The 20,257-nt window shown below is 61.6% G+C and carries 18 protein-coding genes and 4 pseudogenes; 8 read left to right on the top strand and 14 right to left on the bottom strand.

Annotation, left to right across the window (positions count from 1 at the left end; genetic code table 11):
• Positions 1 to 193: 193 nt before the first annotated feature.
• Positions 194 to 364: pseudogene (locus AC3WLT_RS08250) on the top strand (IS6 family transposase); the annotation flags it as partial.
• A gap of 54 nt (positions 365 to 418) precedes the next feature.
• On the opposite strand, the pseudogene AC3WLT_RS08255 reads toward AC3WLT_RS08250, so the two are convergent.
• Together AC3WLT_RS08255 and AC3WLT_RS08260 are read right to left on the bottom strand one after the other, a co-directional pair.
• Positions 419 to 678, bottom strand: a pseudogene (locus AC3WLT_RS08255) (IS110 family transposase); the annotation flags it as partial.
• Positions 679 to 793: 115 nt separating this feature from the next.
• Positions 794 to 1,072 (bottom strand): hypothetical protein, encoded by a 279-nt coding sequence (locus AC3WLT_RS08260; RefSeq protein WP_492591405.1) that lies wholly within the window; start codon positions 1,070 to 1,072, stop codon positions 794 to 796.
• A gap of 35 nt (positions 1,073 to 1,107) precedes the next feature.
• Here AC3WLT_RS08260 and AC3WLT_RS08265 point away from each other — a divergent pair, with 35 nt between their 5' ends.
• Positions 1,108 to 1,629: an ead/Ea22-like family protein gene (locus tag AC3WLT_RS08265; RefSeq protein ID WP_492591406.1), complete on the top strand. Its 522-nt coding sequence runs from the start codon at positions 1,108 to 1,110 to the stop codon at positions 1,627 to 1,629.
• Here the strand turns inward: AC3WLT_RS08265 and AC3WLT_RS08270 are convergent.
• The 3 genes from AC3WLT_RS08270 to fusA form a co-directional block, all read right to left on the bottom strand.
• Complete coding sequence (locus tag AC3WLT_RS08270; protein ID WP_492591407.1) at positions 1,607 to 1,855, bottom strand: hypothetical protein; 249 nt, start codon at positions 1,853 to 1,855, stop codon at positions 1,607 to 1,609. The two genes, AC3WLT_RS08265 and AC3WLT_RS08270, sit on opposite strands and share 23 nt — an antisense overlap.
• Positions 1,856 to 1,985: 130 nt before the next feature.
• Positions 1,986 to 2,327 (bottom strand): TIGR02466 family protein, encoded by a 342-nt coding sequence (locus AC3WLT_RS08275; protein WP_492591408.1) that lies wholly within the window; start codon positions 2,325 to 2,327, stop codon positions 1,986 to 1,988.
• A gap of 507 nt (positions 2,328 to 2,834) precedes the next feature.
• Entirely contained in the window at positions 2,835 to 4,910 is a 2,076-nt protein-coding gene (fusA, locus tag AC3WLT_RS08280) for an elongation factor G (protein WP_492591409.1), read from the bottom strand.
• A 227-nt stretch (positions 4,911 to 5,137) separates the two neighbouring features.
• Here fusA and AC3WLT_RS08285 point away from each other — a divergent pair, with 227 nt between their 5' ends.
• Both AC3WLT_RS08285 and AC3WLT_RS08290 read left to right on the top strand, forming a co-directional pair.
• Complete coding sequence (locus AC3WLT_RS08285; protein WP_492591410.1) at positions 5,138 to 5,584, top strand: hypothetical protein; 447 nt, start codon at positions 5,138 to 5,140, stop codon at positions 5,582 to 5,584.
• 452 nt (positions 5,585 to 6,036) lie between these two features.
• Positions 6,037 to 6,306: pseudogene (locus AC3WLT_RS08290) on the top strand (IS6 family transposase); the annotation flags it as partial.
• Positions 6,307 to 6,592: 286 nt separating this feature from the next.
• On the opposite strand, the gene AC3WLT_RS08295 reads toward AC3WLT_RS08290, so the two are convergent.
• From AC3WLT_RS08295 to AC3WLT_RS08310, 4 genes are all read right to left on the bottom strand, one after another.
• Positions 6,593 to 6,985, bottom strand: a complete 393-nt coding sequence (locus AC3WLT_RS08295) for an Hsp20/alpha crystallin family protein (RefSeq protein WP_492580987.1) — start codon at positions 6,983 to 6,985, stop codon at positions 6,593 to 6,595.
• Between the two features lie 12 nt (positions 6,986 to 6,997).
• On the bottom strand, positions 6,998 to 7,384 hold the full coding sequence (locus tag AC3WLT_RS08300; RefSeq protein WP_492591411.1) for an Hsp20/alpha crystallin family protein: 387 nt from the start codon (positions 7,382 to 7,384) through the stop codon (positions 6,998 to 7,000).
• Positions 7,385 to 8,319: 935 nt separating this feature from the next.
• Positions 8,320 to 8,595 (bottom strand): hypothetical protein, encoded by a 276-nt coding sequence (locus AC3WLT_RS08305; protein ID WP_492591412.1) that lies wholly within the window; start codon positions 8,593 to 8,595, stop codon positions 8,320 to 8,322.
• A 401-nt stretch (positions 8,596 to 8,996) separates the two neighbouring features.
• Positions 8,997 to 9,917: a M28 family peptidase gene (locus tag AC3WLT_RS08310; RefSeq protein ID WP_492591413.1), complete on the bottom strand. Its 921-nt coding sequence runs from the start codon at positions 9,915 to 9,917 to the stop codon at positions 8,997 to 8,999.
• Positions 9,918 to 10,246: 329 nt separating this feature from the next.
• Here AC3WLT_RS08310 and AC3WLT_RS08315 point away from each other — a divergent pair, with 329 nt between their 5' ends.
• From AC3WLT_RS08315 to AC3WLT_RS08330, 4 genes are read left to right on the top strand one after another with little or no spacing between them, the layout of a single operon-like run.
• Positions 10,247 to 11,455: an efflux RND transporter periplasmic adaptor subunit gene (locus AC3WLT_RS08315; RefSeq protein ID WP_492591414.1), complete on the top strand. Its 1,209-nt coding sequence runs from the start codon at positions 10,247 to 10,249 to the stop codon at positions 11,453 to 11,455.
• 1 nt (position 11,456) lies between these two features.
• On the top strand, positions 11,457 to 12,149 hold the full coding sequence (locus tag AC3WLT_RS08320; RefSeq protein WP_492591415.1) for an ABC transporter ATP-binding protein: 693 nt from the start codon (positions 11,457 to 11,459) through the stop codon (positions 12,147 to 12,149).
• A 21-nt stretch (positions 12,150 to 12,170) separates the two neighbouring features.
• Positions 12,171 to 13,325: an ABC transporter permease gene (locus AC3WLT_RS08325; RefSeq protein WP_492591416.1), complete on the top strand. Its 1,155-nt coding sequence runs from the start codon at positions 12,171 to 12,173 to the stop codon at positions 13,323 to 13,325.
• 8 nt (positions 13,326 to 13,333) lie between these two features.
• Positions 13,334 to 14,500 carry an ABC transporter permease gene (locus AC3WLT_RS08330; protein WP_492580980.1) on the top strand — a complete coding sequence of 389 codons (1,167 nt, stop codon included), beginning with the start codon at positions 13,334 to 13,336 and terminating at the stop codon, positions 14,498 to 14,500.
• A gap of 242 nt (positions 14,501 to 14,742) precedes the next feature.
• Here the strand turns inward: AC3WLT_RS08330 and AC3WLT_RS08335 are convergent, their stop codons facing one another.
• The 5 genes and pseudogenes from AC3WLT_RS08335 to AC3WLT_RS08355 all read right to left on the bottom strand — a co-directional run bounded on the left by AC3WLT_RS08335 (position 14,743) and on the right by AC3WLT_RS08355 (position 20,216).
• Complete coding sequence (locus AC3WLT_RS08335; protein ID WP_492591417.1) at positions 14,743 to 16,731, bottom strand: thioredoxin domain-containing protein; 1,989 nt, start codon at positions 16,729 to 16,731, stop codon at positions 14,743 to 14,745.
• Between the two features lie 418 nt (positions 16,732 to 17,149).
• Entirely contained in the window at positions 17,150 to 17,437 is a 288-nt protein-coding gene (locus AC3WLT_RS08340; RefSeq protein WP_492580978.1) for a GYD domain-containing protein, read from the bottom strand.
• Positions 17,438 to 17,678: 241 nt separating this feature from the next.
• Positions 17,679 to 18,398 carry an IS6 family transposase gene (locus tag AC3WLT_RS08345; RefSeq protein WP_492591418.1) on the bottom strand — a complete coding sequence of 240 codons (720 nt, stop codon included), beginning with the start codon at positions 18,396 to 18,398 and terminating at the stop codon, positions 17,679 to 17,681.
• Positions 18,399 to 18,463: 65 nt separating this feature from the next.
• A pseudogene (locus AC3WLT_RS08350) lies at positions 18,464 to 18,598 on the bottom strand (FAD-dependent oxidoreductase); the annotation flags it as partial.
• Between the two features lie 85 nt (positions 18,599 to 18,683).
• The gene (locus AC3WLT_RS08355) at positions 18,684 to 20,216 is read right to left on the bottom strand and encodes an ABC transporter substrate-binding protein (protein ID WP_492591517.1); all 1,533 of its coding nucleotides are present in this window, start codon (positions 20,214 to 20,216) and stop codon (positions 18,684 to 18,686) included.
• Positions 20,217 to 20,257 lie beyond the last annotated feature (41 nt).

Genomic DNA, 20,257 nt, shown 5'->3' on the forward strand with positions numbered 1-20,257 from the left:
CGCGTGTTGTCAATTGGCGACTACACCGTACCAAATTTGTGGAGCGAGGCGATCCACAGCAACGCTGGCCACTTTGACGGCATCTACTTTGTGTCGCGGTTTGGGAATCAGCCGTCCGTCGCGGTGTTCAGTGACCGCGTCACTGCGTCAGCGAGGAATCTCGACACCGCTTCACCGCCATGCGCTACTGCCGGGCTTTCTGGACCGTACGCAGGCGTTCCTGTCAAGCTTCGGTCCGATCCGCCAGCACTTCGCGCTCAAGCGACATTTGCTGCGCGCCTCACTGTATCGAGAACAGCTCGCAGCACGCTTTGCCGCGTGGCGTCGCTTCACTGATCTCACCCAAAATCCGTTCGCTTTCTGAGCAATGCGCGTTCTCTCCGCTATTGCGGCACTAACACCTCAACGTGACAGCGCCTTTCAACTGTTCCTGCAGACTGCCGATCATCGTTCCTGGCAGCTTATCCTCCAGCGCTGCCATGCGGGCCCGGATCTCAGCCCAGCCCGGCCACGCGTCCTGCCCGAAATGTCACGCCAAATTCGTAAAGTAGTAATCCTACCTTGTTAACCTGCATGGCCCGGAACTTGACCGGCAGCACGCGCATCCTGTGCAGAGCACAGCGTCGCCTCCTGATCTTCTGTCCTGGTCACAACCGTTCGCATTCCCGGCTGTTGTACCGGCTCATCCCCGGCTCCTCTCCGCCTTCGTGCTGGCAGATTCCGCCGCGCCTCGAGGTCTGGCGTACCGAATGTCCGACCTGACGACCTTCGCGGAAACGCAATGAAGCTAGCCTTATCGGAACGTTTTCGGGTCTTTCAGCGGACGCTTGCCGTCGATGATCGCCTTCGCTTCGTCAATCGCTGCATCCAACGCCCAGTCTTCTTGACGATATCCCTCTTCCTCGAGGCATTGAACGGGAATTTGCATGGGTTGCTCTGCATCAAATTCGCGCGGGATAAGCACGAAACCGTTGAATCCGAATATCTGCAACTGCTCGCCCCCGACGCCCTGTTTCGCAAGCGTTCGAACCAGGTACTGAAATCCGTTGTACGTATTCTCAGCGTGGGCCATGTCAATCTCCATCATCATTGAGCAGGACGCGCAGCATGAACATTGACACGAACAAGCTGCGTGAGATTGCCGAACGCGCGACGCCGGGTCCGTTGAAATGGTGGACTAGCAATAGCGCTAAGCGCCAAACTGCGGGGCGCGACCCCGACGGCGGCGTACTGCATGCGACAATGGTACGCCGAGACTACGCCGACGTCGCTTGCGGCGCTGCTGACGTGGACCACATATCAGCTGTCGACCCTACAACGGTCCTGGCCCTGCTCGATCAGGTCGAAAAGCTGCAGCGTGAGAATGCGCAACTGTCGACGCTCATCAACATGCCCGAGTTGCACGCCTTCGCGAAGGCGGTCGTGCTCAAGACCACTCATCAGCGCGAACGCTGGGGATCAGAGGGCGACTCGACAGCCATTGCCGTCCTCCCATTGATTCTCGAGGGATCCTGGCATGAAGGAACGCCCTATTCTTTCCAGTGGCGCGTTAGTGCATGCGCTGCCCGACGGTCAAGCGACGGACTATCGAAGATGTGCCGCAGGATCAGGATGTGCGTCCAGCACTAACCTGGCGGTCAATTGCTGTCCTCATACGATCAAACGACGCATCGAATGCATTTTCCAGACTGCAGAAGCGGCCTGCGGCGATGCCGTCAATCGGCACGTTGATCCGGTTTGCCGGCGTGGTCTCCCTGATCCATTGCATGGCGACGTAGAACCCGTTGGTCGAGTCCCCGCTGACACCGGAAGTCATCTCGAAACCCATGTACTCGTAGCTGCGCTTATCTTCCATGAACTCGACTCCTATTGTCTCGGAGAAGTCCCAGCATGAGGGAACGCCCAATCATTTTCAGCGGAGCCATGGTGCGCGCAGTTTCACCCATTAACGTCACCGCCCGATATCTACAGGGCCGGGCTGGCACTTAGTCCTGGCCCCATAGCGGCAGGCTCATGGTCGTGTCGTAAGCGGTGAACATGACATTGAAACTAACGCTGATGCGCGAGCGGGCGTTCGTGTTCACTGACACCGAATGTGGCAGCCAGGCGGTAAACACGAGCAAGGTGCCGTCGCTCACCGTCACCACCGCCTGGTCGGTGTTGTACGCCGTCAATTCGGTGACCGGCGGACGAATGATGGCAGTCTGAGGGCGCGGATCGTGGAAATTGATCGTGTCTGTGCCTGCCTGCGTTTGCAGATAGTAGACGCCGCTCAGGAAATTGTTGGGATGGCTGTGCGTGGCGTGTGCCGCACCTGGACCCAGCACCCCGTGATGCGGAACGGGGCATCGGCTATCTTGATAAACGCGACCACGTTGTGCACGGCTGCATCGATGCGAGTGATCAGCGCAGCAAATTCGGGCATCTGATGTTGTTTGTGCCCGGATTGCCAAGTGGCACCTGTGCGTGTTCCGCTACCAGCGCGCATCAAGGTTTCGACATACGCCAAGTGGTTCATAGCACGCTGGTTCGAGGCGGCTCTGGCACACGAAGGTTGGGAACAGGCGTACGACGTCCGGAGTTGGGGGCTACACGACCGTTTGCGCGATGCGCTGACAAGGGAACACAGATCTGTATTATAGCCGCGAAGTCAGCATGCTGCAGACGGCCGGACGCCTCATAACAGGTGGGCATGGTTCAAACGAGGGTTACACACGAAGCGCGGGATGACGCTGCCCAAACGGATCCCGGTCGCCTGCGTGTGACCCAAAAACGGCGGGTTTCGAACCGCGCCGGCAGGCGCTGAATTCGACCGATGAAGGTCGTTCCGCCGTTTAATTCCGGGACGGCACGCCTGCCACCTCAAGCTCGACCTCGGCATAGTGGTCGAACTCCATGGAATACAGCCCGCGGCCCTGGGTGACCGAGCGCAATTCAGTAACGTAGCCGAACATTTCGGCGAGAGGCACTTGGCCGGCAATCGCTTCCACACCGCCCGGGCGCGACGCCACCGCATCAATCTCGGCGCGGCGGGCGCCGAGCTGCGCCAGCGCGGCCCCGGTGTACTCAGTCGGGACCAGCACCTCGATGCGGAACATCGGTTCAAGCAGCACCATCCGCCCCTTGCCGAACGCCGCGCGGCATGCCTGGATGGCCGCGGCGCGGTAAGCGAATTCGCTCGAATCGACGGAATGGCTGGAACCGCCTTCGAGACGCACCTCGAGGTCGGTGACGGGATAGCCTGCCAGCGCTCCGATTTCGGCGGCATCGCGCACACCCTGCTCCACCGCCGGGATGAACTGGCGCGGCACAGCCCCGCCGGTGATTGCGTTTTCGAAGCGCATGCCCGAGCCGCGCGCGCCGGGGTGCAGCGAAAGAATCACATGGCCGTATTGGCCATGCCCGCCAGTCTGGTGGACGAAACGCCCCTCCTCAGCCGCCACTTCGCGCGTGATGGTTTCCTTGTAGGCCACGCGCGGCCGCCCCATTTTCGCCGCTACACCGTATTCGCGCTCTAACCTGTCCAGCAAGATTTCGAGGTGGAGTTCGCCCATGGCGGCAATCAGCAACTGGCCGCTGTCTTTATCGAGGCTCAGTTGCAGGGTCGGATCCTCGTCGGTCAACTGGCGTAACGCCTCGGCCATGCGGCCATGCTCGGCGAGCGTTTTCGGTTCTACCGTGGCCCGCAGGACAGGCTCCGGGAAAGTGATCGTTTCCAGCGTTACCGGGTGTTCCGCGTGGCACAGCGTATCGCCCGTATAGGTCTGATTCAGGCCGAGAAACGCACCGATTTCCCCGGCGTGCAGCGCCTCGACGTTTTCGCGGTGATTGGCATACATGCGCAACAGGCGCCCGGCCCGCTCCTTGCGGTTACGGGTGGCATTGTGCAGCGTCATGCCAGCGCTGACCATGCCCGAATAGATGCGCGCATAGGCCAGGTGGCCGACGTAGGGATCGTTGACGATCTTGAAGACCAGCGCCGCGAGCGGTTCTTCGTCGCGCGGCGCGAGGCAGATCGTGAGGCCGCTGTCGGGATCGGTCCCCTGTACCTCGCCGATATCGAGCGGTGACGGCAGAAAATCGACCACGCAGTCCAGCAGCGGTTGCACGCCGATGTCCCGTAACGCGGCGCCACAGCAAACCGGAAACAGGCGATTGGCGAGCGTGGCACGGCGCAGCGCCGCGCGCAACGGCTCCGTCCCGATGTCGCCGCCGGTCACGTAAAGCGAGAGCAGTTCATCGTCAGCCTCGGCGACGGACTCGATCAGGCGCTGCCGCGCGGCCTCGGCCGCCGCACGATATTCAGCCGGTATGGGACCGCATTCCGGCTTGCCCTCCTGCGCAGCCCCCCAGCGCAGCGCCTGCATCGACAGCAGATCGACCTCGCCTTCGAACGCCCCTTCGTGGCCGACAGGCATTTGCAGGCACGCCACCGGCGCACCGAGGCGCTCACGCACGCTGGCCACCGCGCGCTCGAAGTCGGCCCCGATGCGATCCATTTTGTTGACGAAGCACAGCCGCGGCACCCGGTAGCGATCGGCCTGCCGCCATACCGTCTCGCTTTGCGGCTGTACGCCGTGCACGGCATCGAATACCACCACGGCGCCATCCAGCACCCGTAGCGAGCGCTGCACTTCGGCGGTGAAATCGATATGGCCCGGGGTATCGATCAGGTTGATCATGCAGTCGCGCCACCGCGCGCTGATGGCCGCCGCCACGATCGTGATCCCCCGTTCGCGCTCCTGGGCCATCCAGTCGGTCACCGTCGTGCCGCTGTCGACCGAACCCAGGCGATGGGTGCGTCCCGTGTGAAAGAGAATCCGGTCGGTAATGGTGGTCTTGCCAGCGTCGATGTGAGCAATGACGCCGATGTTGCGGATGCCGGCGATCGGCGCGGGGGTTGCAGCCACAGGTCATCTCCTAGTACGACTGTGTTAACAAATGTTCGTTTCGTCGACCGCAGCATGGGCACCTTTCGAAGCAAGCCAGCAGGGCTACGGCGAGTTCCAATCGCAACGTGGCGATGGAATCTGCTACATGACGCTGCTTATGCAGGGGCGCCCCGGGGCCGGAAGCAGCGCAAAAATCCCGCGGGATACCAACGAACGCCGCAACGCGGCCCGTCTCGCCCCACCCGATGGATGCTGAACTGGCCGACAGAATCCGGCAGGCAGCGATCAAACTCTACGCCAGCCTCGAGCGACCGGTGAGGGTTTCCAGGAGCCACATCGGACGCGCAGCTAACCTGAGTCACGTCGTATGTGCACGATCGGCATACCCGCGCTGCAACGGGGTGCGCGACGAGTTGGCCGAAACGCAATGGCATTTCTGCGCGCGCCGGTATGTGTGGACGCGCATGCAGTGTCAGGACTCCTCGTCCGGATCGAAATTCTGGCTCCGTTCCGACATCGGCTACTACCAGTTCGTCGAATTGCACGCCTGGTTCAAGGCAAAGGCGCCGGCGCAGTTGCCGCACATGCGCGAAGGCCAGATCGTGGCCTTGCTGCAAAAGCACGGGGTCAATCTGAAATGGAAAGGGCGTCTCCCGACAAGGCGTCGATCAAAGCCGGACGCTCCTGCGTGAAGAGAGTCCGTGATGATGAAGGCCACCAGCCAAGCTCGCAACCACAACAGCCCAATAAGCGTCCGGCCACAACACTGCCCACGCACGAACATCAAGCGAGGAGGCGCGCGTGACACATCCCCGATCCGATGTTGCAAATATGTTTGTCCTCAACCGATGCCTTCGGCTCCCGCGTCCGCCGTACCAGTTCCCGCAAGAGCGGATGCAGGACTAACATATTTGTAAGAGCAATCGATTGACGGTCTGAAACGAGCGGTCACGATAAGGAGAGCTGTCAAGCGCGGCCACCAACCGTCCTCAGGACTACCCGTGATTTCGCGGCCGATCGCGGTGCCGATCAGATCCCGACGGCATTCTCACGTTGCCTGGGCGGTCGCGTAAGATAGGGCGATGAAGAATGCAAAATCGCTTTATCACGGTCATCGCTTTCCGGCTGCAGTTATCAGCTGCTCGTCAAGCATGTCTTTGTCAAGGCCAGTGCCCGCCTAAACAATCGTGCCGAAAATAGCCATCAGCCTACGCGTGAACGCGAGCGCCGCATGCGTGGCTTCCGCGATCCCAACCGTACGCAGGCGTTCCTGTCGAGCTTCGGTCCGATCCGCCAGCACTTCGCGCTCAAGCGACATTTGCTGCGCGCCTCACTGTATCGAGAACAGCTCGCAGCACGCTTTGCCGCGTGGCGTCGCTTCACTGATCTCACCCAAAATCCGTTCGCTTTCTGAGCAATGCACGTTCTCTCCGCTATTGCGGCACTAACACCTCAACGTGACAGCGCCCGAGGTAGTCATCCGCATGCTGTCGGGTGGCCTGAATGACTCGCTTTTCGGTGCCATACGCGAGGACATGAAATTCCAGGATGACATGGAGCCCCGTGACCTTGGCTCCACTTTCGGCCCCAATGATTGTCGCCGCCCAAGCTGCCCTGATTACCGGGCCATAAGGCAGGGGTTACCCTTTCTCCGCTTTTTAGGGGCGGGTTGAAGCCGCCCCCGGTACTGCTCGTTGTCATTACCCTACCTGCACCTCGATGCGTCGCGGCTGCGCCTGTTCGATGCGTGGAATGCGTAGCGTTAGAACGCCGTCTTTCAAGCTTGCTTCGATCTTCGAGCCATCCAGTTCGCGACTCAATCTAAAAGCTCGGCGGTAGCGCGGCTCAAGAATTTCGGCGTGAAGCAGTTGCAGACCTTCCGGCACCGCGATGGCAGCCTCTGCTTCAATCAGCAGGTGTTCACCTTCCATCTTGATCTCGAGACGGTCCTTCGAGGCGCCCGGCAGGTCGGCCGTGATGGTAATTCCCGTCTCATCTTCGACGATGTCTACGGGCGGGATCAACGCCGCGGTGGCGCTCTTGGCCGACACCTTTTGCGGTTCACGCGTGGCGACTTGGGTTTCTTCGCTCATGGCAGTCTCCCTTTACTGGACTTCAATCAGGCGAGGCTTGGACGACTCGCGCTTCATCACGGTGACGCGCAGACAACCGTCCGCATATTTTGCCTCGACGCGAGCCGGGTCGGCATCGTCAGGCAGGCTGACGACGCGGCGAAACTTGCCGGCAAACCGTTCGTCCGCATAGACGATTTTGCGCTCGCCGGCGTCCGCAACGGCGGCCGGCCTTTCGCCGCTCAGGATAAGCAGGCCCTTGTCGATGGACACCTGCAGCGCCTGCGGGTCGACGCCCGCCACAAATGCGACCACTTCGATGGCGTCCGCCGTACTCCCGATGTTGATCGGGGGAAATGTACCCCGAGCGCCGGCACGGATACCGGACGAAATGCCAAAGTTTCGAACGACGGCGTCCATCTGCTCCTGGAGCCGCTCGAAGTCCGGAAATACGTCGGAAGAAAACCTCGTGAATGAACCCTTCATGGCTGGATCTCCTTTCATCTATCACCTCGCAGGCGAGTGCGCCCCTCGGCAGCTTCGCCGAAAGGCGACCCAGGGCAGTCACTCAAATTTCACGCTGGACGAGAAGGCGTATGGTGGCCGACCTATGCAATGGATAGATGGGGGCGGGCAAAAAAAATACAAGAGGGCGGATTGTTGAGCGCGCTCGCCACAATGGAACTGAAAGCGGGCAATGCGCCTTGCACTCGATTCCAGGATCAGGAACAGATCAGCGTTTCTCTCGCTCGGCGGTCGCATGCAGTCAGCCCGCTCCGTTTCGGTTCCGGCCATTTTTCTCGTACGCCAGACAAAAAAAGCCGGCGCTTGGCCGGCTTCTGCTGACTGCTCTTCAGCAGCCTCGCGACTGACGCTTATCAGACGCGCTGTCCCGTGGTTTGAGGCGCATTGGGCGTTTGAGATTTATGTTCGGCGCCGTCGTTTGAGCTTCGGCTTGCTTGCGCTTGCCATGCTCAACCTGCTGTGCGCGCCGCTGGATCGATGCCTGGCCTCGTCGCGGTTGTTCTCGGTTTGCTGTCGGTTCGTTACGAACTCCGAATAGTGGCGCCTGTGGATAACTTCCCCGCTATAAATAAAGGAAGAGTCGAAGAACAAACCTTCGCAACACGACGCCCTAGGTGCCAAGAATCAACATGTTGGATGTAGGCGCTTTTTAGTAATGTCGTGTTTCAGCTGCCGCTTACCCGAGAGCAGCTCGTCGAATTCCCTAGCGACCGGCGCAATGACTTCACAGACCCATTGGCCGAGGCCTCCGCACGTCAGCAGGTCGTGCGTCCAGCTACCGACTTTCATCGCCCGAAGAACGTCATTGCCCGGGCCTTTGAACCTGTCGCTTAAGTGCTGCAGTTTTTTATGCGCGGTTTCGTCCCCTCCTCGATCTCGCCTTTGTAATGGACAAGTTCATTGCGCAACGCTGTCACAATGTCCAGTGACTGGAACGGTTCGATACTTGAATCCCATACTTGGCCGCCGCTTGCAGACGCTATGAGATTCCATTTGTCGCGGGTGCCATAAGACCTTTTCCCATCGTTCAGTGTTCGCCAGAATGCGATAGGAACGTTCGGCTCGCTGCCTGTGTCCGAGGACATTTGCTCGATCAGTTCGTTCAATCGTGCCTCGATAAGGGAGCCGGCAAAAAAATTGTCGCAGTGTTCGCGTGCAAGACTTGATCCGGATCTTCTGCCGACTCTGCCATGCGCGCAAACGCGAGACACCCATCCAACAGGTCGGACGAGAAGCAATACATGCCCTTGCCCGCATCAACCCCGGAAAGAATCTTGAATATATGACCCATTGCTGCTCCACAGGTGTCCATATCGGTGGCCGTCGAGACAGTATTTCACCTCGCGTCCGCGCCCGCCCGAATCTAACGGGCGCTTCGATTGGCTGCAGCAGTGAAGCATTCGTCAAATCGAGCCCTGAATGGCTGCCGGTAGGAAAGGCCAAGGTCTGCAAAGGGGTCGGTAACTGACAGAGTCCTCGCGTCGAAAGCGGCCGCCCACGGTCACAGCTACCCCTTTTCCGGGGCCTGGATCTTGCCGGGATTCGCGCCACCCGGCCCCAGCGATGCCACGCTCGCAGCCAACCCGCGCGTCACGGCGGCCATGCGCCCATAGTCGAGCGTCGTTGGGACGTCGTGAGCGGTATGGTAGTGCGGGTTGCGCAGGTAGGCAGTGTCCGTCACCATGGCGGCCGGATAGCCGTGGCGCCAGAACGAAGAATGATCGCTCAACGCGACCCCTGGCACCCACCACGGCAGCGCCGCTGCTTCGAGCGGAAAATTGGACGACGCCTGGAACGCGTCGACGAACCATCGCAATCGGCGCGCCGAGCGAAGATTGGAAACGAAGCCGATAAAGTTGCCGCATGCCGGATAGAAGTAACGCAGCAAAGGCGGATACCTTTGCGTACCCGGCTCGTCCCGGTAGTAACCGAGCATCTCGAGCGCAAGCATCAGGCGAATGCGATCCCCGCGCAGCCGCGCGGCTCTCGCGTACCTCAGACTGCCCATGTCGCCGCGGAAGAAAAACGGCGCTTCCTCGTTCACGAACGCAACGCAGCGCACGGTGTACCGAGGCGAGAGGGCCCGAAGCATGCCCGCGATCTCGAGGAGCGCGGCGACGCCGCTGGCGTTGTCGTCGGCGCCGGGGCTGTTGCGCACGGTGTCGTAATGCGCGCCCAGCACAATGATTTCGTCAGACTCAACGCAGCCTGCGAGCGCAACTTCGATATTGGCACAGGGGACCCCTCGCACCCGATAGTCCTGACGCGTCACTGCACAGCCACACCTCGTCCACTGCTGCACGATATAGTCGGCCGCCGCGTGCAGCGCATCCGGCCGGAACACGTTGCGTTCGCCGATGTCTTCGGCAAGAACCTTCACATGGCGCTCCAACGCCTTAGCCAGGTCAGGGACGTGCGCAGTCAGCATGCGATTCTCTCCACCCGTTCGCGAACGAATACCGCCATTGAAGCAGGGAACGGCTACCAGCGAGCGTAACGCCAGCCGCGATTCATATTTCGAATGCGCGCCGCTTCGAGCGGCGACGACAATACTGCCCGCATTGCAATCGGCGAGTCGCATGAGCAGGTCCGGGCCGAACGCCACGGCGGCGCCACCGTGGCGTAAGCGCGGACTGGGCACGGCGCTATACTGTGGGCCCGTTCACCGTACCACAAGGCGGCGTGGCGATACGTCGTAACGGCGTTCCTGTACGGCGCTTGACGAATGTGACCACTTGCCGGCGCAAGGCCCGAAAATTGGCTGATCACGATCTGAAAAGGCTGAGAATCGACCGACCGTCGGTCGGCACCGTCCCGCGGCGGCGGCGCAGCTGGATCCGTTACTCGGTCATCGCGCTCATCATCGCCGCGGTGCTCGGCGTGGCCGCCAGGCTGGCCGGTCCGCAGGCGGTCGAAACGGCAACCGTGACATCCGCTTACCCGTCGCAGAGCTACACGCTGCTCAACGCCACGGGTTACGTCGTGCCGCAGCGCAAGGCCGCGGTTGCATCGAAGGCGCAGGGCCGCCTCGAGTGGCTCGGGGTGCTGGAGGGCACTCACGTGAAAAAAGGCGAGGTGATTGCCCGGCTCGAAAGCGCGGATGTCGAGGCAGCGCGGGCTCAGGCGTTGGCGCAAGTGACAGTGGCGCAGGCGAATCTTGAACTGCAGGTTGCCGAGCTGAAGAACGCCGAAGCCAATCTGCGCCGCTCCGCGATACTCGCGCCCAAGGGGGCTATCCCGGCAACGCAATACGATGCCGATCTTGCCCGCTACGACAAAGCCAAGGCTTCGATCAACAACAGCAAGGCCGCCATCTTGTCGGCGCAGGCCAACGCCCGTGCCGCTCAAGTCGCTGTCGATCAGACCGCGATTCGTGCGCCATTCGATGGCGTGGTGATCGAAAAGCATGCGAACGTGGGCGACAACATCACCCCCTTTTCGCAGGCATCCGACAGCAAGGGGGCGGTCGTGACGATCGCCGACATGGAAACGCTTGAAGTCGAAGCGGATGTGGCGGAGTCCAACATAGCCGGAATCAATGTGGATCAGCCGTGCGAGATCCAGCTCGACGCGCTGCCCTATCTGCGACTGGCGGGCCGGGTCTCGCGCATCGTGCCCACGGTGGACCGCTCGAAAGCGACCGTGCTGGTCAAAGTGCGTTTCGTGGACCGCGATGCGCGTGTGCTTCCCGACATGAGCGCAAAGATTGCGTTCCTCGCGAGACCGGTTCCGCCGCAGGAAAAGCAGCCCGTTGTCGCGGTGCAGCCCGCCGCGATCGTCGAGCGCGACGGCAAGAAAGTGGTCTACGTGGTCAAGGACGACAAGGTGCGGGAGGTCGCGGTCACGACGGGCGCCAGGATCGGCGAGCTCGTCGCGGTCAATGGCGTGAACCCGGGCGACACGCTCGTACTGGCTCCGAACGAGAAGATCACGGACGGCGCCAAAGTAACTTTGGCGAAGAAATAGCGTGAGTACCGCACCGCTCGTCGAAATTAGCCACGTCGCGAAATCCTACCGACGCGGAGTCCAGACCGTGCCAGTCCTGGCCGACATCACGCTCGGGATCGGCAAGGGCGACTTCGTCGCACTGATGGGCCCGTCGGGATCGGGCAAGAGCACGCTGCTCAATCTGATTGCCGGCATCGACAGGCCGGATAGCGGCGAGCTGCGCGTCGGTGGGCTCGACATCACGCGACTTCCGGAAGCGGCGCTGGCCGAATGGCGCGCGGCCAACGTCGGCTTCATTTTTCAGTTCTACAACCTGATGCCCGTGCTCACCGCTTTCGAAAACATCGAGCTGCCGCTGATGTTGACTCATTTGACCCGCAGAGAGCGGCATGAGCGCGTTGGGCTGGTGCTCGACATGGTGAACCTGACCGACCGCATGCACCATTACCCTTCCGAGCTGTCCGGCGGCCAGCAGCAGCGCGTCGCCATCGCTCGCGCGCTGATCACCGATCCAACGCTGATCGTGGCAGACGAACCGACCGGCGACCTGGACCGTGCGTCAGCGGAGGAAGTTCTTTCGATGATGCAACGGCTCAACACGGAGCTCGGCAAAACCATCATCATGGTGACCCACGACGCTCACGCTGCCGGCGCGGCGAAGGCGCTCGTGCATCTGGAGAAGGGGGAGCTGAGCGATGGCAAGATCCGTTGAACGGAGTTGTGGTGCTGCGCCATGTACCTGCTGAAGCTGATCGCGAGAAACGCGCTGCGACACAAGCTGCGCACCATTCTGACCGTGGTGGGGCTGACCATCGCGGTGCTCGCCTACGGGTTGCTGCACACGGTGGTGGACGCCTGGTATGCGGGGGTCGCCGCGGCCTCGAATGGACGGCTCGTGACACGCAACGCCATCTCGCTCGTCTTCCCCTTGCCTCTGAGCTATGAGAACCGTATTCGAGGCGTCGACGGGGTGACACTCGTGGCCCGTTCCAACTGGTTCGGGGGTATCTATCGAGAGCCCAGGAACTTCTTTGCGCAGTTCGCGGTATCGAACAACTATCTCGACCTGTACCCGGAATTGGTCCTGCCGGCGCAGCAGCGCTCCGACTACCTGCGCGACCGCAAGGGGTGCCTCGTGGGACGGCAGCTCGCGAGTCAGTTCGGATTCACGGTAGGCGACGTGATTCCGATCAAAGGCACGATCTACCCCGGCACCTGGGAATTCGTCGTTCGCGGCATTCTGGACGGACGGGACGAAACGACGATTACGCGTCAGTTGCTGTTCCACTGGGAATACCTGAATGAAACCGTGCGCAAGACGACACCCCGGCAGGCGGATCAAGTCGGTGTCTACGTCCTGGGCGTCTCGAACCCCGATGATGCTGCGGCGATCTCGCGCAGCGTGGATAGCGTCTTCAAGAATTCCCTTGCTGAAACCCTCACCGAAACCGAGCAGGCATTTCAGCTTGGCTTTGTGGCCATGTCGAATCAGATCATTGCGGCGATCCGCGTCGTGTCGTATGTGGTGATCGTGATCATCATGGCGGTGATGGCCAATGCAATGGCCATGAGTGCGCGCGAGCGTACGGTCGAGTACGCAACGCTCAAGGCGCTCGGCTTCGGGCCCACGTTTCTGGCGTTGCTGGTTTTCGGGGAGTCGATCGCGATCTGCGCGATCGGCGGCAGCCTCGGCATTCTCGCCACGCCGCCGGCGGCGAGCTTTTTCAAGCAAGCCACGGGCGGCGTGTTCCCGGTTTTCAACGTATCCGTCGAAACGATCGAGCTGCAGGCAGCCTGCGCGCTCGCCGTCGGATTCGCCGCCGCCATCGTACCGGCGCTGCACGCGGCGCGGGTTCGTATTGTCGAAGGCCTGCGGGCAATCGGTTAGAGGCGCCTGTGGCGATTCCGCTCGCTTACATCGCACGCAACCTGTGGACACGCCGGCTGACCACGATGCTCACGGCCGGCGGGCTGGCGCTGGTCGTGTTCGTGTTCGCCACGGTGCTGATGCTCGACGCGGGCCTCAAGAAGACACTCGTGTCCACCGGTGAACACGACAACGTGGTGGTGATCCGCAAGGGTGCGGAAACCGAGGTGCAGAGCGCGATCGACCGCAACCAGGCAAGCATCATGGAAATGCATCCGTCGGTGGCCATGGGCGCCGACGGGCGGCCACTGGCGTCGAAAGAAGCCGTGGTGCTCATCTCGCTCGTGAAGAGCGGCTCGAACAAACCGTCGAACGTGGTCATTCGCGGGGTCTCGCCGACGGGCCTGGGCTTGCGTCCACAGGTGAAGTTGGTGGCGGGACGCATGTTCAAAGCCGGGTCGTCCGAGATCATGGTCGGCAGCAGCGTTGCGAAGGGCTTCAGCGGGACGCAGATCGGCGAGCATTTGCGTTTTGCCCAGCGCGACTGGACCGTCGTCGGAACCTTTGACGCGGGCGGCAGCGGCTTCGACTCGGAAATCTGGGGCGATGTGGATCAGCTGATGCAGTCGTTTCGCCGCACCAGTTACTCGTCGATGGTGGTGCGCCTCGCGCAGACCCATCTCTTCGACCGTTTCAAGGCGGACATCGATGTCGACCCACGGCTTGCCGACGAGGCTAAACGCGAACAGGCGTTCTATAGCGATCAATCGAAGGCGCTATCGACGTTCATCAACATTCTGGGCTTTACGCTATCGATGATTTTTTCGATCGCTGCGATGATCGGCGCGATGATCACGATGTATGCGTCGGTGGCCAACCGGGTTACGGAAATCGGTACCTTGCGCGCACTGGGTTTCAAACGCGTCAACGTGCTTGCCGCGTTTCTCGTCGAGGCCATGCTGCTCGGCCTCGTGGGGGGTGCGGCCGGGCTTGGCTGCGCGGCGTTGATGCAGTTCGCCTCATTTTCCACCACCAACTTCCAGACCTTTGCCGACCTTTCGTTCCGCTTCATTCTCACCCCGGCAATCGTGGTGAAAACGCTTGCGTTCTCGGTAGCAATGGGTCTCATCGGCGGGTTTCTTCCTGCGATGCGTGCAGCGCGCATGAACATCGTCGATGCGCTGCGTGCACGCTGAAGGCAGGCGGCCCCTGCAGCCGGCTCATGCCGCCGTCACCATGACCTGGTGCCGCGTGACGAATGGTTCCTCCGCACGCCGCAAGCCCGGTCCAACCAGGCACCTCCACGAGAGGTTCGTCACGCTGCGGTGCACACCTGAACGTGCGCCTCACCGCCATGGCGTTGACGCTTGCGCTAACCTGGAAACGTCGAGCGTTCAATATGGGAGGCCGATAGTGTGGTGATAGCGCCGGGCTGCCGTCAGGATGCACAAAGCTCAAGGAGCGCCTTGCCGTCCGCCACCGGTGCGGCGCACGTGCGGTTTCGGCACACGTAGGCCGTGGGGCGGCCCTTGACCGGGCGGCGCCCCCGGCCGATCGGCACGTCTTCGGCAAAGGCCAGCACGCGTGCGGGGAGGTATGCGCGGTGAACACTTGTGACCAGCGCGGCGGCGCCCGATTTGTCGCCCGCAAAGATGATCTGGAGCGGGCTGCGTTGTGCGAAGTCCCACGCGGCAAGGAGGTGCGCGAAGCCGGCTGGCGCCTTGGCGGCTGCGGCCTCGTATCTCCGGAATTCGTGCTCGGCGCGGTCACGGTAGAGATCATTGCCGGTGAGCTCATACATGCGCGAAAACGCAAACACGCTCGTTGAGATGCCCGACGGCCACGCGTTGTCGTACGGCGCGCGCGGCCTGTGCACCAATGGCTCGCCGTCACACGGGGTGAAATACAGCCCGTCCTCCCAGAACTTGTCGAGGATGAGTGCCGCGAGTTCGATGGCACGCTCGAGGTAGCGCTTATCGAAGCATGACTCGTACAGGTCGAGCAGCGCATTGGACAGGAAGGCGTAGTCCTCGAGAAACCCCGGCACCTTGGCTCTCCCGTCGTTCCAGGCACGGTACACGCCGCCGTCGGGCAGAGTCAACTCGCTCTGGATGAAATGGGCGGCACGCTGTGCTGCGCTGAGATACTCGACGCAGCCCGTCGCCTGGAAAGCGGCACAGAGCCCTTCGATCATCAGACCATTCCAGCCGGTGAGAATGTTGTCGTCCCGCGCCGGGCGCACGCGTCGGCCGCGCGCCGCCAGCAACCGCTCGCGCCAGCCCGCCAGACGCGCTGTTTGCATCGCATCCAGCTCGACCGCACGGTGGAGCACCGTAGTACCGTGTTCGAAGTTGCCGTGTTCTGTCACACCGTAGGCCTGGCACGCCATTGCACCGTCGGAATCGCCAAGGACTGCCTCGATCCCGGCGGCGGTCCAGACATAGAATTTGCCCTCCTGTCCTTCGCTGTCGGCATCTTCGCCGGCATAAAAGCCGCCGCTGGGGTGCGTCATGTCGCGCAGGACGTAGGCGATGGTTTCCTCCACGACGCGGCGCCAGGCCTCTTTGCCGGTCAGCCGGTAGGCGTCCGCGTACAGCTTCACGAGCTGGCCGTTGTCATAGAGCATTTTCTCGAAGTGCGGCACGGCCCAACGCGCGTCGACACTGTAGCGGGCAAATCCACCGCCGAGCTGGTCGTAGATGCCGCCGGCCGCCATGTGGTCGAGCGTGCGTTCCACCGCGTCAAGCAGCGCGGGCTCGCCACTTCGATGATAGACGCGCAGCAGGAGGTCATAGCAGCTCGGGTTGGGAAACTTGGGGGCGCCGCCCAGCCCGCCATGGACCGGGTCAGTGTTCCGTGCCAGGGCGCGGGCTGCCTCTGCCGGCAGATCTCCGATGCCGGCGGCTGCGCCGTCCAGATTCGCTTGACCGAGCTGTCGGAACCCCTCCTGAAACTGCGCAATGGTGTCGCGCAGCGCCTCTCGCCGATGCCGCCAGGCTTCGCTCAGACTCATCAGCACGCGCACGAGCCCGGCGCGGCCATAGCGATCGTCCGGCGGAAAGTAGGTGCCGCCGAAAAACGGCTCTCCCTGCGGCGTGAGGAACACGGTCAGCGGCCAGCCGCCTCCTAGTCCCATCATCTGGCTGACTTGCTGGTAGATGTCATCGATGTCGGGACGCTCCTGCCGATCGACCTTGATGCTGATGTAGCGCTCGTTCATCAGGCTGGCGATACGCGGATTCTCGAAGGATTCGTGCGCCATGACGTGACACCAGTGGCACGCGGCGTAGCCCACGGAGAGCAGGATCGGCTTGTCTTCCTCGCGGGCGCGGCGAAATGCCTCTTCGCTCCATGGATACCAGTCCACCGGGTTCTCGGCGTGTTGCCGGAGGTAAGAGGAGGTTTCGGCGGCGAGGCGGTTTGTCATGGCGGTCTCCAGCCGGGCTTACGCGCCGGTCGTCATGATAAATGTCGCGCAGAGCCGTGCGCTGTGCAAGTGCGCGGCTGGCGGGTTGCTGGCCGACGCTTCCCTGCACGCACGGGACCAAGGCGCACGCGCATGGCGGCATGCATGAGCGCGCCCTGTAGGCGCGCCCCTGGCCTCGATCACCGTCCGCTTCGTGCTATAGGGATTGCCTGGGCGGTGACGGGAAGCGGCACCCGCTATGGGGTCGGGTCGCGATGAACATCGGGGACGCCGCCATTCCACGGGATTGCTTGCCGAGCGGCATTGCGCAGGCGAATCGCGGCATGGCAGCCGTACCCGGCGGGAGACTGCTGTCGAGCGTGGCTTGCGGCAGGGGGTGCGCACCGGGAGGAAGTTCCGCCGGCTTTCGGCCGGCGCGCTATAGGGTCGCGATGAACTCCTTCCATGCGGTCCCTTGCAGGGTCTCGGTGGTGGCGTGTCCACAGGCGCGGATGATCAATGCCGCTCTCTCGAGCTGTTTCAGATCGTCAGACTCGACGATGTCCACCACATCGAAGCGCCCGAGTGTCAGATAGCTGTCTTTCCAGGTGACCGCAGGGCATTCGGCCTTGATTTTCTCGGCGACTGTGGCGGCGAGCTGTTTCAGGTCTTTGGGATCTTTGAACGCGTCGGGCGACAGACGGCTAAGGATGACGTACGTGGCCATGGAATACCTCCGTACAAAAAATTGACCCACAACTGGGCGCGGCAGACACACGAGGGAAAATAGCCTCCCATCAAGGGGGAGCGCCCCCCGTGCTTCTTGATTATAGTGGTGCCCCACGTCCCTGGCGCCCGAACTCGCGGGTCGTATCGTTTCAGAGCAAGGGATGTCCCGAGATACGACCGTGCCGGCTTTGGTGCAAATAGGTGAACTGGCCGAGACGTTTCCTATAGGTATGGATACCTTATTGATCGAACAGGACAGCATTCCAGACGGCGGGCGCAGCGGTATCTTTGAGCCCGGGAATGGAGAGATTGAACTGCCCCTTGCGAATGCGATGCATCAACTCGATGCCTGAAATCGTGGTCGCGGCGCTCCTGAATCGTTTGAAGTCGAGCATCACGTTCGTTCTGGACTTGATGTTTCGATGGTCCTGCTCGATCAGATTGTTCAGATACTTCGAGGACCGGACCTTCGTGCACTCAGGCAGCAGACCATCGGCCTTCATCTCACGCATCGCCCGGTGCGCGGCGGCATACCCATCGAGCGTGATCGTCTCGCGCGGCTGGCCCTGATGTTTGATCGCCTTTCTGAAAAAGGCTTTGGCCGCGCTCACGTCGCGCTTTGCCCTGAGCATGAAGTCCACCGTCTGGCCGGCCCGATCCACCGCCCGGTACAGATAAACCCATTTGCCACGAATCTTCAGATAGGTTTCGTCAACATGCCATGACCGCCCTGTGGGCACGCCCAAGCGATTCCAGCGCTTGACAAACTCCGGCGTAAAACGCTTCACGCAACGCATGATCGTGGTATGCACCAGCGACAAACCCCGTTCGGCCATCATCTCGACCAAATCGCGCAGGCTGAGCTTGTAGCGAAGGTACCAGCGCACGCATAGAATGATGATCTCCCGATCAAAATGCCACCCATCGAACAACCCCTCCAGATCTTTCCGCTTGCTCATCGCCTGCCACCAGTTTGTTAGGCTGACTACTTTAGCTGAATCGCCGAGCCTATTTGCATCAGAACCGCGAGTTCAAGGGCAGCCGACAAACCCGTGAATCCACCACCGATGACAACGACATCGGCGCGCCCTTCCACGGGACCTTGGGCACCGTCTTTGAATACGGGAGCAGTGTCCAGCCAGTACGAATCAAGCTTCATTGAAATTTCGATTGAATGTGGCGCCGCGAGCCGGCCTCACGAGCGCCACGATAGCCGGAGCGGCCCGTCCTGGTGACGCCGGTCGTCAGGCGGCCCACCACACATGTTCGGCAAACGAAAAGCCCATCATCGCGCCGGTCGGGATCGAACCAAGCCCTTTCAAGCGCTTGTCGTTCGCGTCGAGCAGACTGATGAACGCCGGAATGCCGATCCCACCTTCATCGGCCACCAGCACCTGCATCTCGCCGTACATCTGCTTGCGCCTGGCATCGTCCGTCTCAGCCCGCGCGCTCAGCAACAACTGATCGAACTTTGGATCCTTCCAGGCCGACTCGTTCCACGGTGCGTCGGACTTGAAGAACTGGGTAAACAGCACGTCCGCACTAGGCCGCGGATTGATGCTGCCGAAACCGAGCGGATGCTTCATCCAGTGATTCGACCAGTAACCATCGGCAGGTACGCGATTCACGGTCAGGTTCACGCCGATCTTTGCAGCCGTTTGCTGCATCAACTGCGCCATTTCGATCGATCCGTTCGCATCAGTGGTCGCGTAGATTGGCGGCAAGGCCGGTCCGACGGCGCCCGCTTTTTGCATGTAGAACTTGGCCTTGTCGAGATCGACCTTGCGTTGCGGCAAGGAAGCGTTGAAGTACCGGTGACCGGGCGGGATCGGCTGGTCGTTGCCGATCACCGCGTAGCCCATGAACACGGCCGAGCGGATCTGCTCGCGGTCGAACAGGTACTTCATGCCTTTCACGAAATCCGGATTGCCCGTGAGCGTATTGTCACGACGCATGATCAGGTCCGTGTAAAGGCCGGATTTGGTCTCCTGGACCGCGTATCCCGGCGTCGAGGCGATGCGCCGCGTCGAACGCGGGTCGACCGAGTTGATCAGGTGCACGTCGCCCGCGAGCAGCGCATTGACGCGGGCCGCGTTGTCGCTGATGCTGATCAGCTCGATCTGGTCCAGGTACGGTTGCCCCGACTTCCAATAGTTGTCGTTACGCACGCCGATCGTGCCGGCGCCCGGCTTGAAACTCTTGAGCTTGTATGGGCCGGTTCCGATCGCCGAGCTGAAGTTCGTCGTGCCGTCCTTGACGATCACCAGTTGCGGCGTCGCAAGAATCACCGGCAGGTCCGCGTTCGGCACATCGAGCGTCATGGTCACTTCGTTCGGCCCGCTCGCCGTAATACTGGCGAACTGATCGGCCAGCGTCTTCACTCGCGAAGCCGTTTGCGGGTTCTTGTGACGCATCAGCGAATAGACGACATCGGCGGGCGCGAGCGGCTTGCCGTCGTGAAACGTGACGCCCTGACGCAGCTTGATGATCCAGGTCTTTGCATCCGTGCTCGATACGGACTCGGCGATGTTCATGCGCGGCGTCAGGCTCTCGTCGAGCTGGGTCAGGCCGCTATAGAACATGAAGAAACGTATGTAGTCACTGCCGGTCGAGCCCGCCGCCGGATCAAGCGTGTCGGATACGGAACCCGCGTCGTAGGCCACGCGGATGCTGCCGCCCTTCTTCGGCACGTCGGCGGCCAGCGCGGTAGACGCGGCCGTGAGCAGGCCGCCGCCGGCGACGGCCATCAAGCCAGTGCCGGCCAACGCTCGCATCATGTCGCGGCGGCTGATGCCGCCGTTTTTCGTTTCATCTTTCA

This window comes from Paraburkholderia sp. FW306-2-2C-D06C (assembly GCF_058781505.1).

Coding starts and splice junctions, on each gene's coding strand:
- AC3WLT_RS08300 (WP_492591411.1), bottom strand. CDS start 7,384: ATGGACGCCGTCGTTCGAAACTTTGGCATTTCGTCCGGTATCCGTGCC.
- AC3WLT_RS08345 (WP_492591418.1), bottom strand. CDS start 18,398: ATGAGCAAGCGGAAAGATCTGGAGGGGTTGTTCGATGGGTGGCATTTT.
- AC3WLT_RS08260 (WP_492591405.1), bottom strand. CDS start 1,072: ATGGCCCACGCTGAGAATACGTACAACGGATTTCAGTACCTGGTTCGA.
- AC3WLT_RS08325 (WP_492591416.1), top strand. CDS start 12,171: ATGTACCTGCTGAAGCTGATCGCGAGAAACGCGCTGCGACACAAGCTG.
- AC3WLT_RS08285 (WP_492591410.1), top strand. CDS start 5,138: ATGGATGCTGAACTGGCCGACAGAATCCGGCAGGCAGCGATCAAACTC.
- AC3WLT_RS08295 (WP_492580987.1), bottom strand. CDS start 6,985: ATGAGCGAAGAAACCCAAGTCGCCACGCGTGAACCGCAAAAGGTGTCG.
- AC3WLT_RS08335 (WP_492591417.1), bottom strand. CDS start 16,731: ATGACAAACCGCCTCGCCGCCGAAACCTCCTCTTACCTCCGGCAACAC.
- AC3WLT_RS08310 (WP_492591413.1), bottom strand. CDS start 9,917: ATGCTGACTGCGCACGTCCCTGACCTGGCTAAGGCGTTGGAGCGCCAT.
- AC3WLT_RS08265 (WP_492591406.1), top strand. CDS start 1,108: ATGAACATTGACACGAACAAGCTGCGTGAGATTGCCGAACGCGCGACG.
- AC3WLT_RS08270 (WP_492591407.1), bottom strand. CDS start 1,855: ATGGAAGATAAGCGCAGCTACGAGTACATGGGTTTCGAGATGACTTCC.
- AC3WLT_RS08355 (WP_492591517.1), bottom strand. CDS start 20,216: ATGATGCGAGCGTTGGCCGGCACTGGCTTGATGGCCGTCGCCGGCGGC.
- AC3WLT_RS08340 (WP_492580978.1), bottom strand. CDS start 17,437: ATGGCCACGTACGTCATCCTTAGCCGTCTGTCGCCCGACGCGTTCAAA.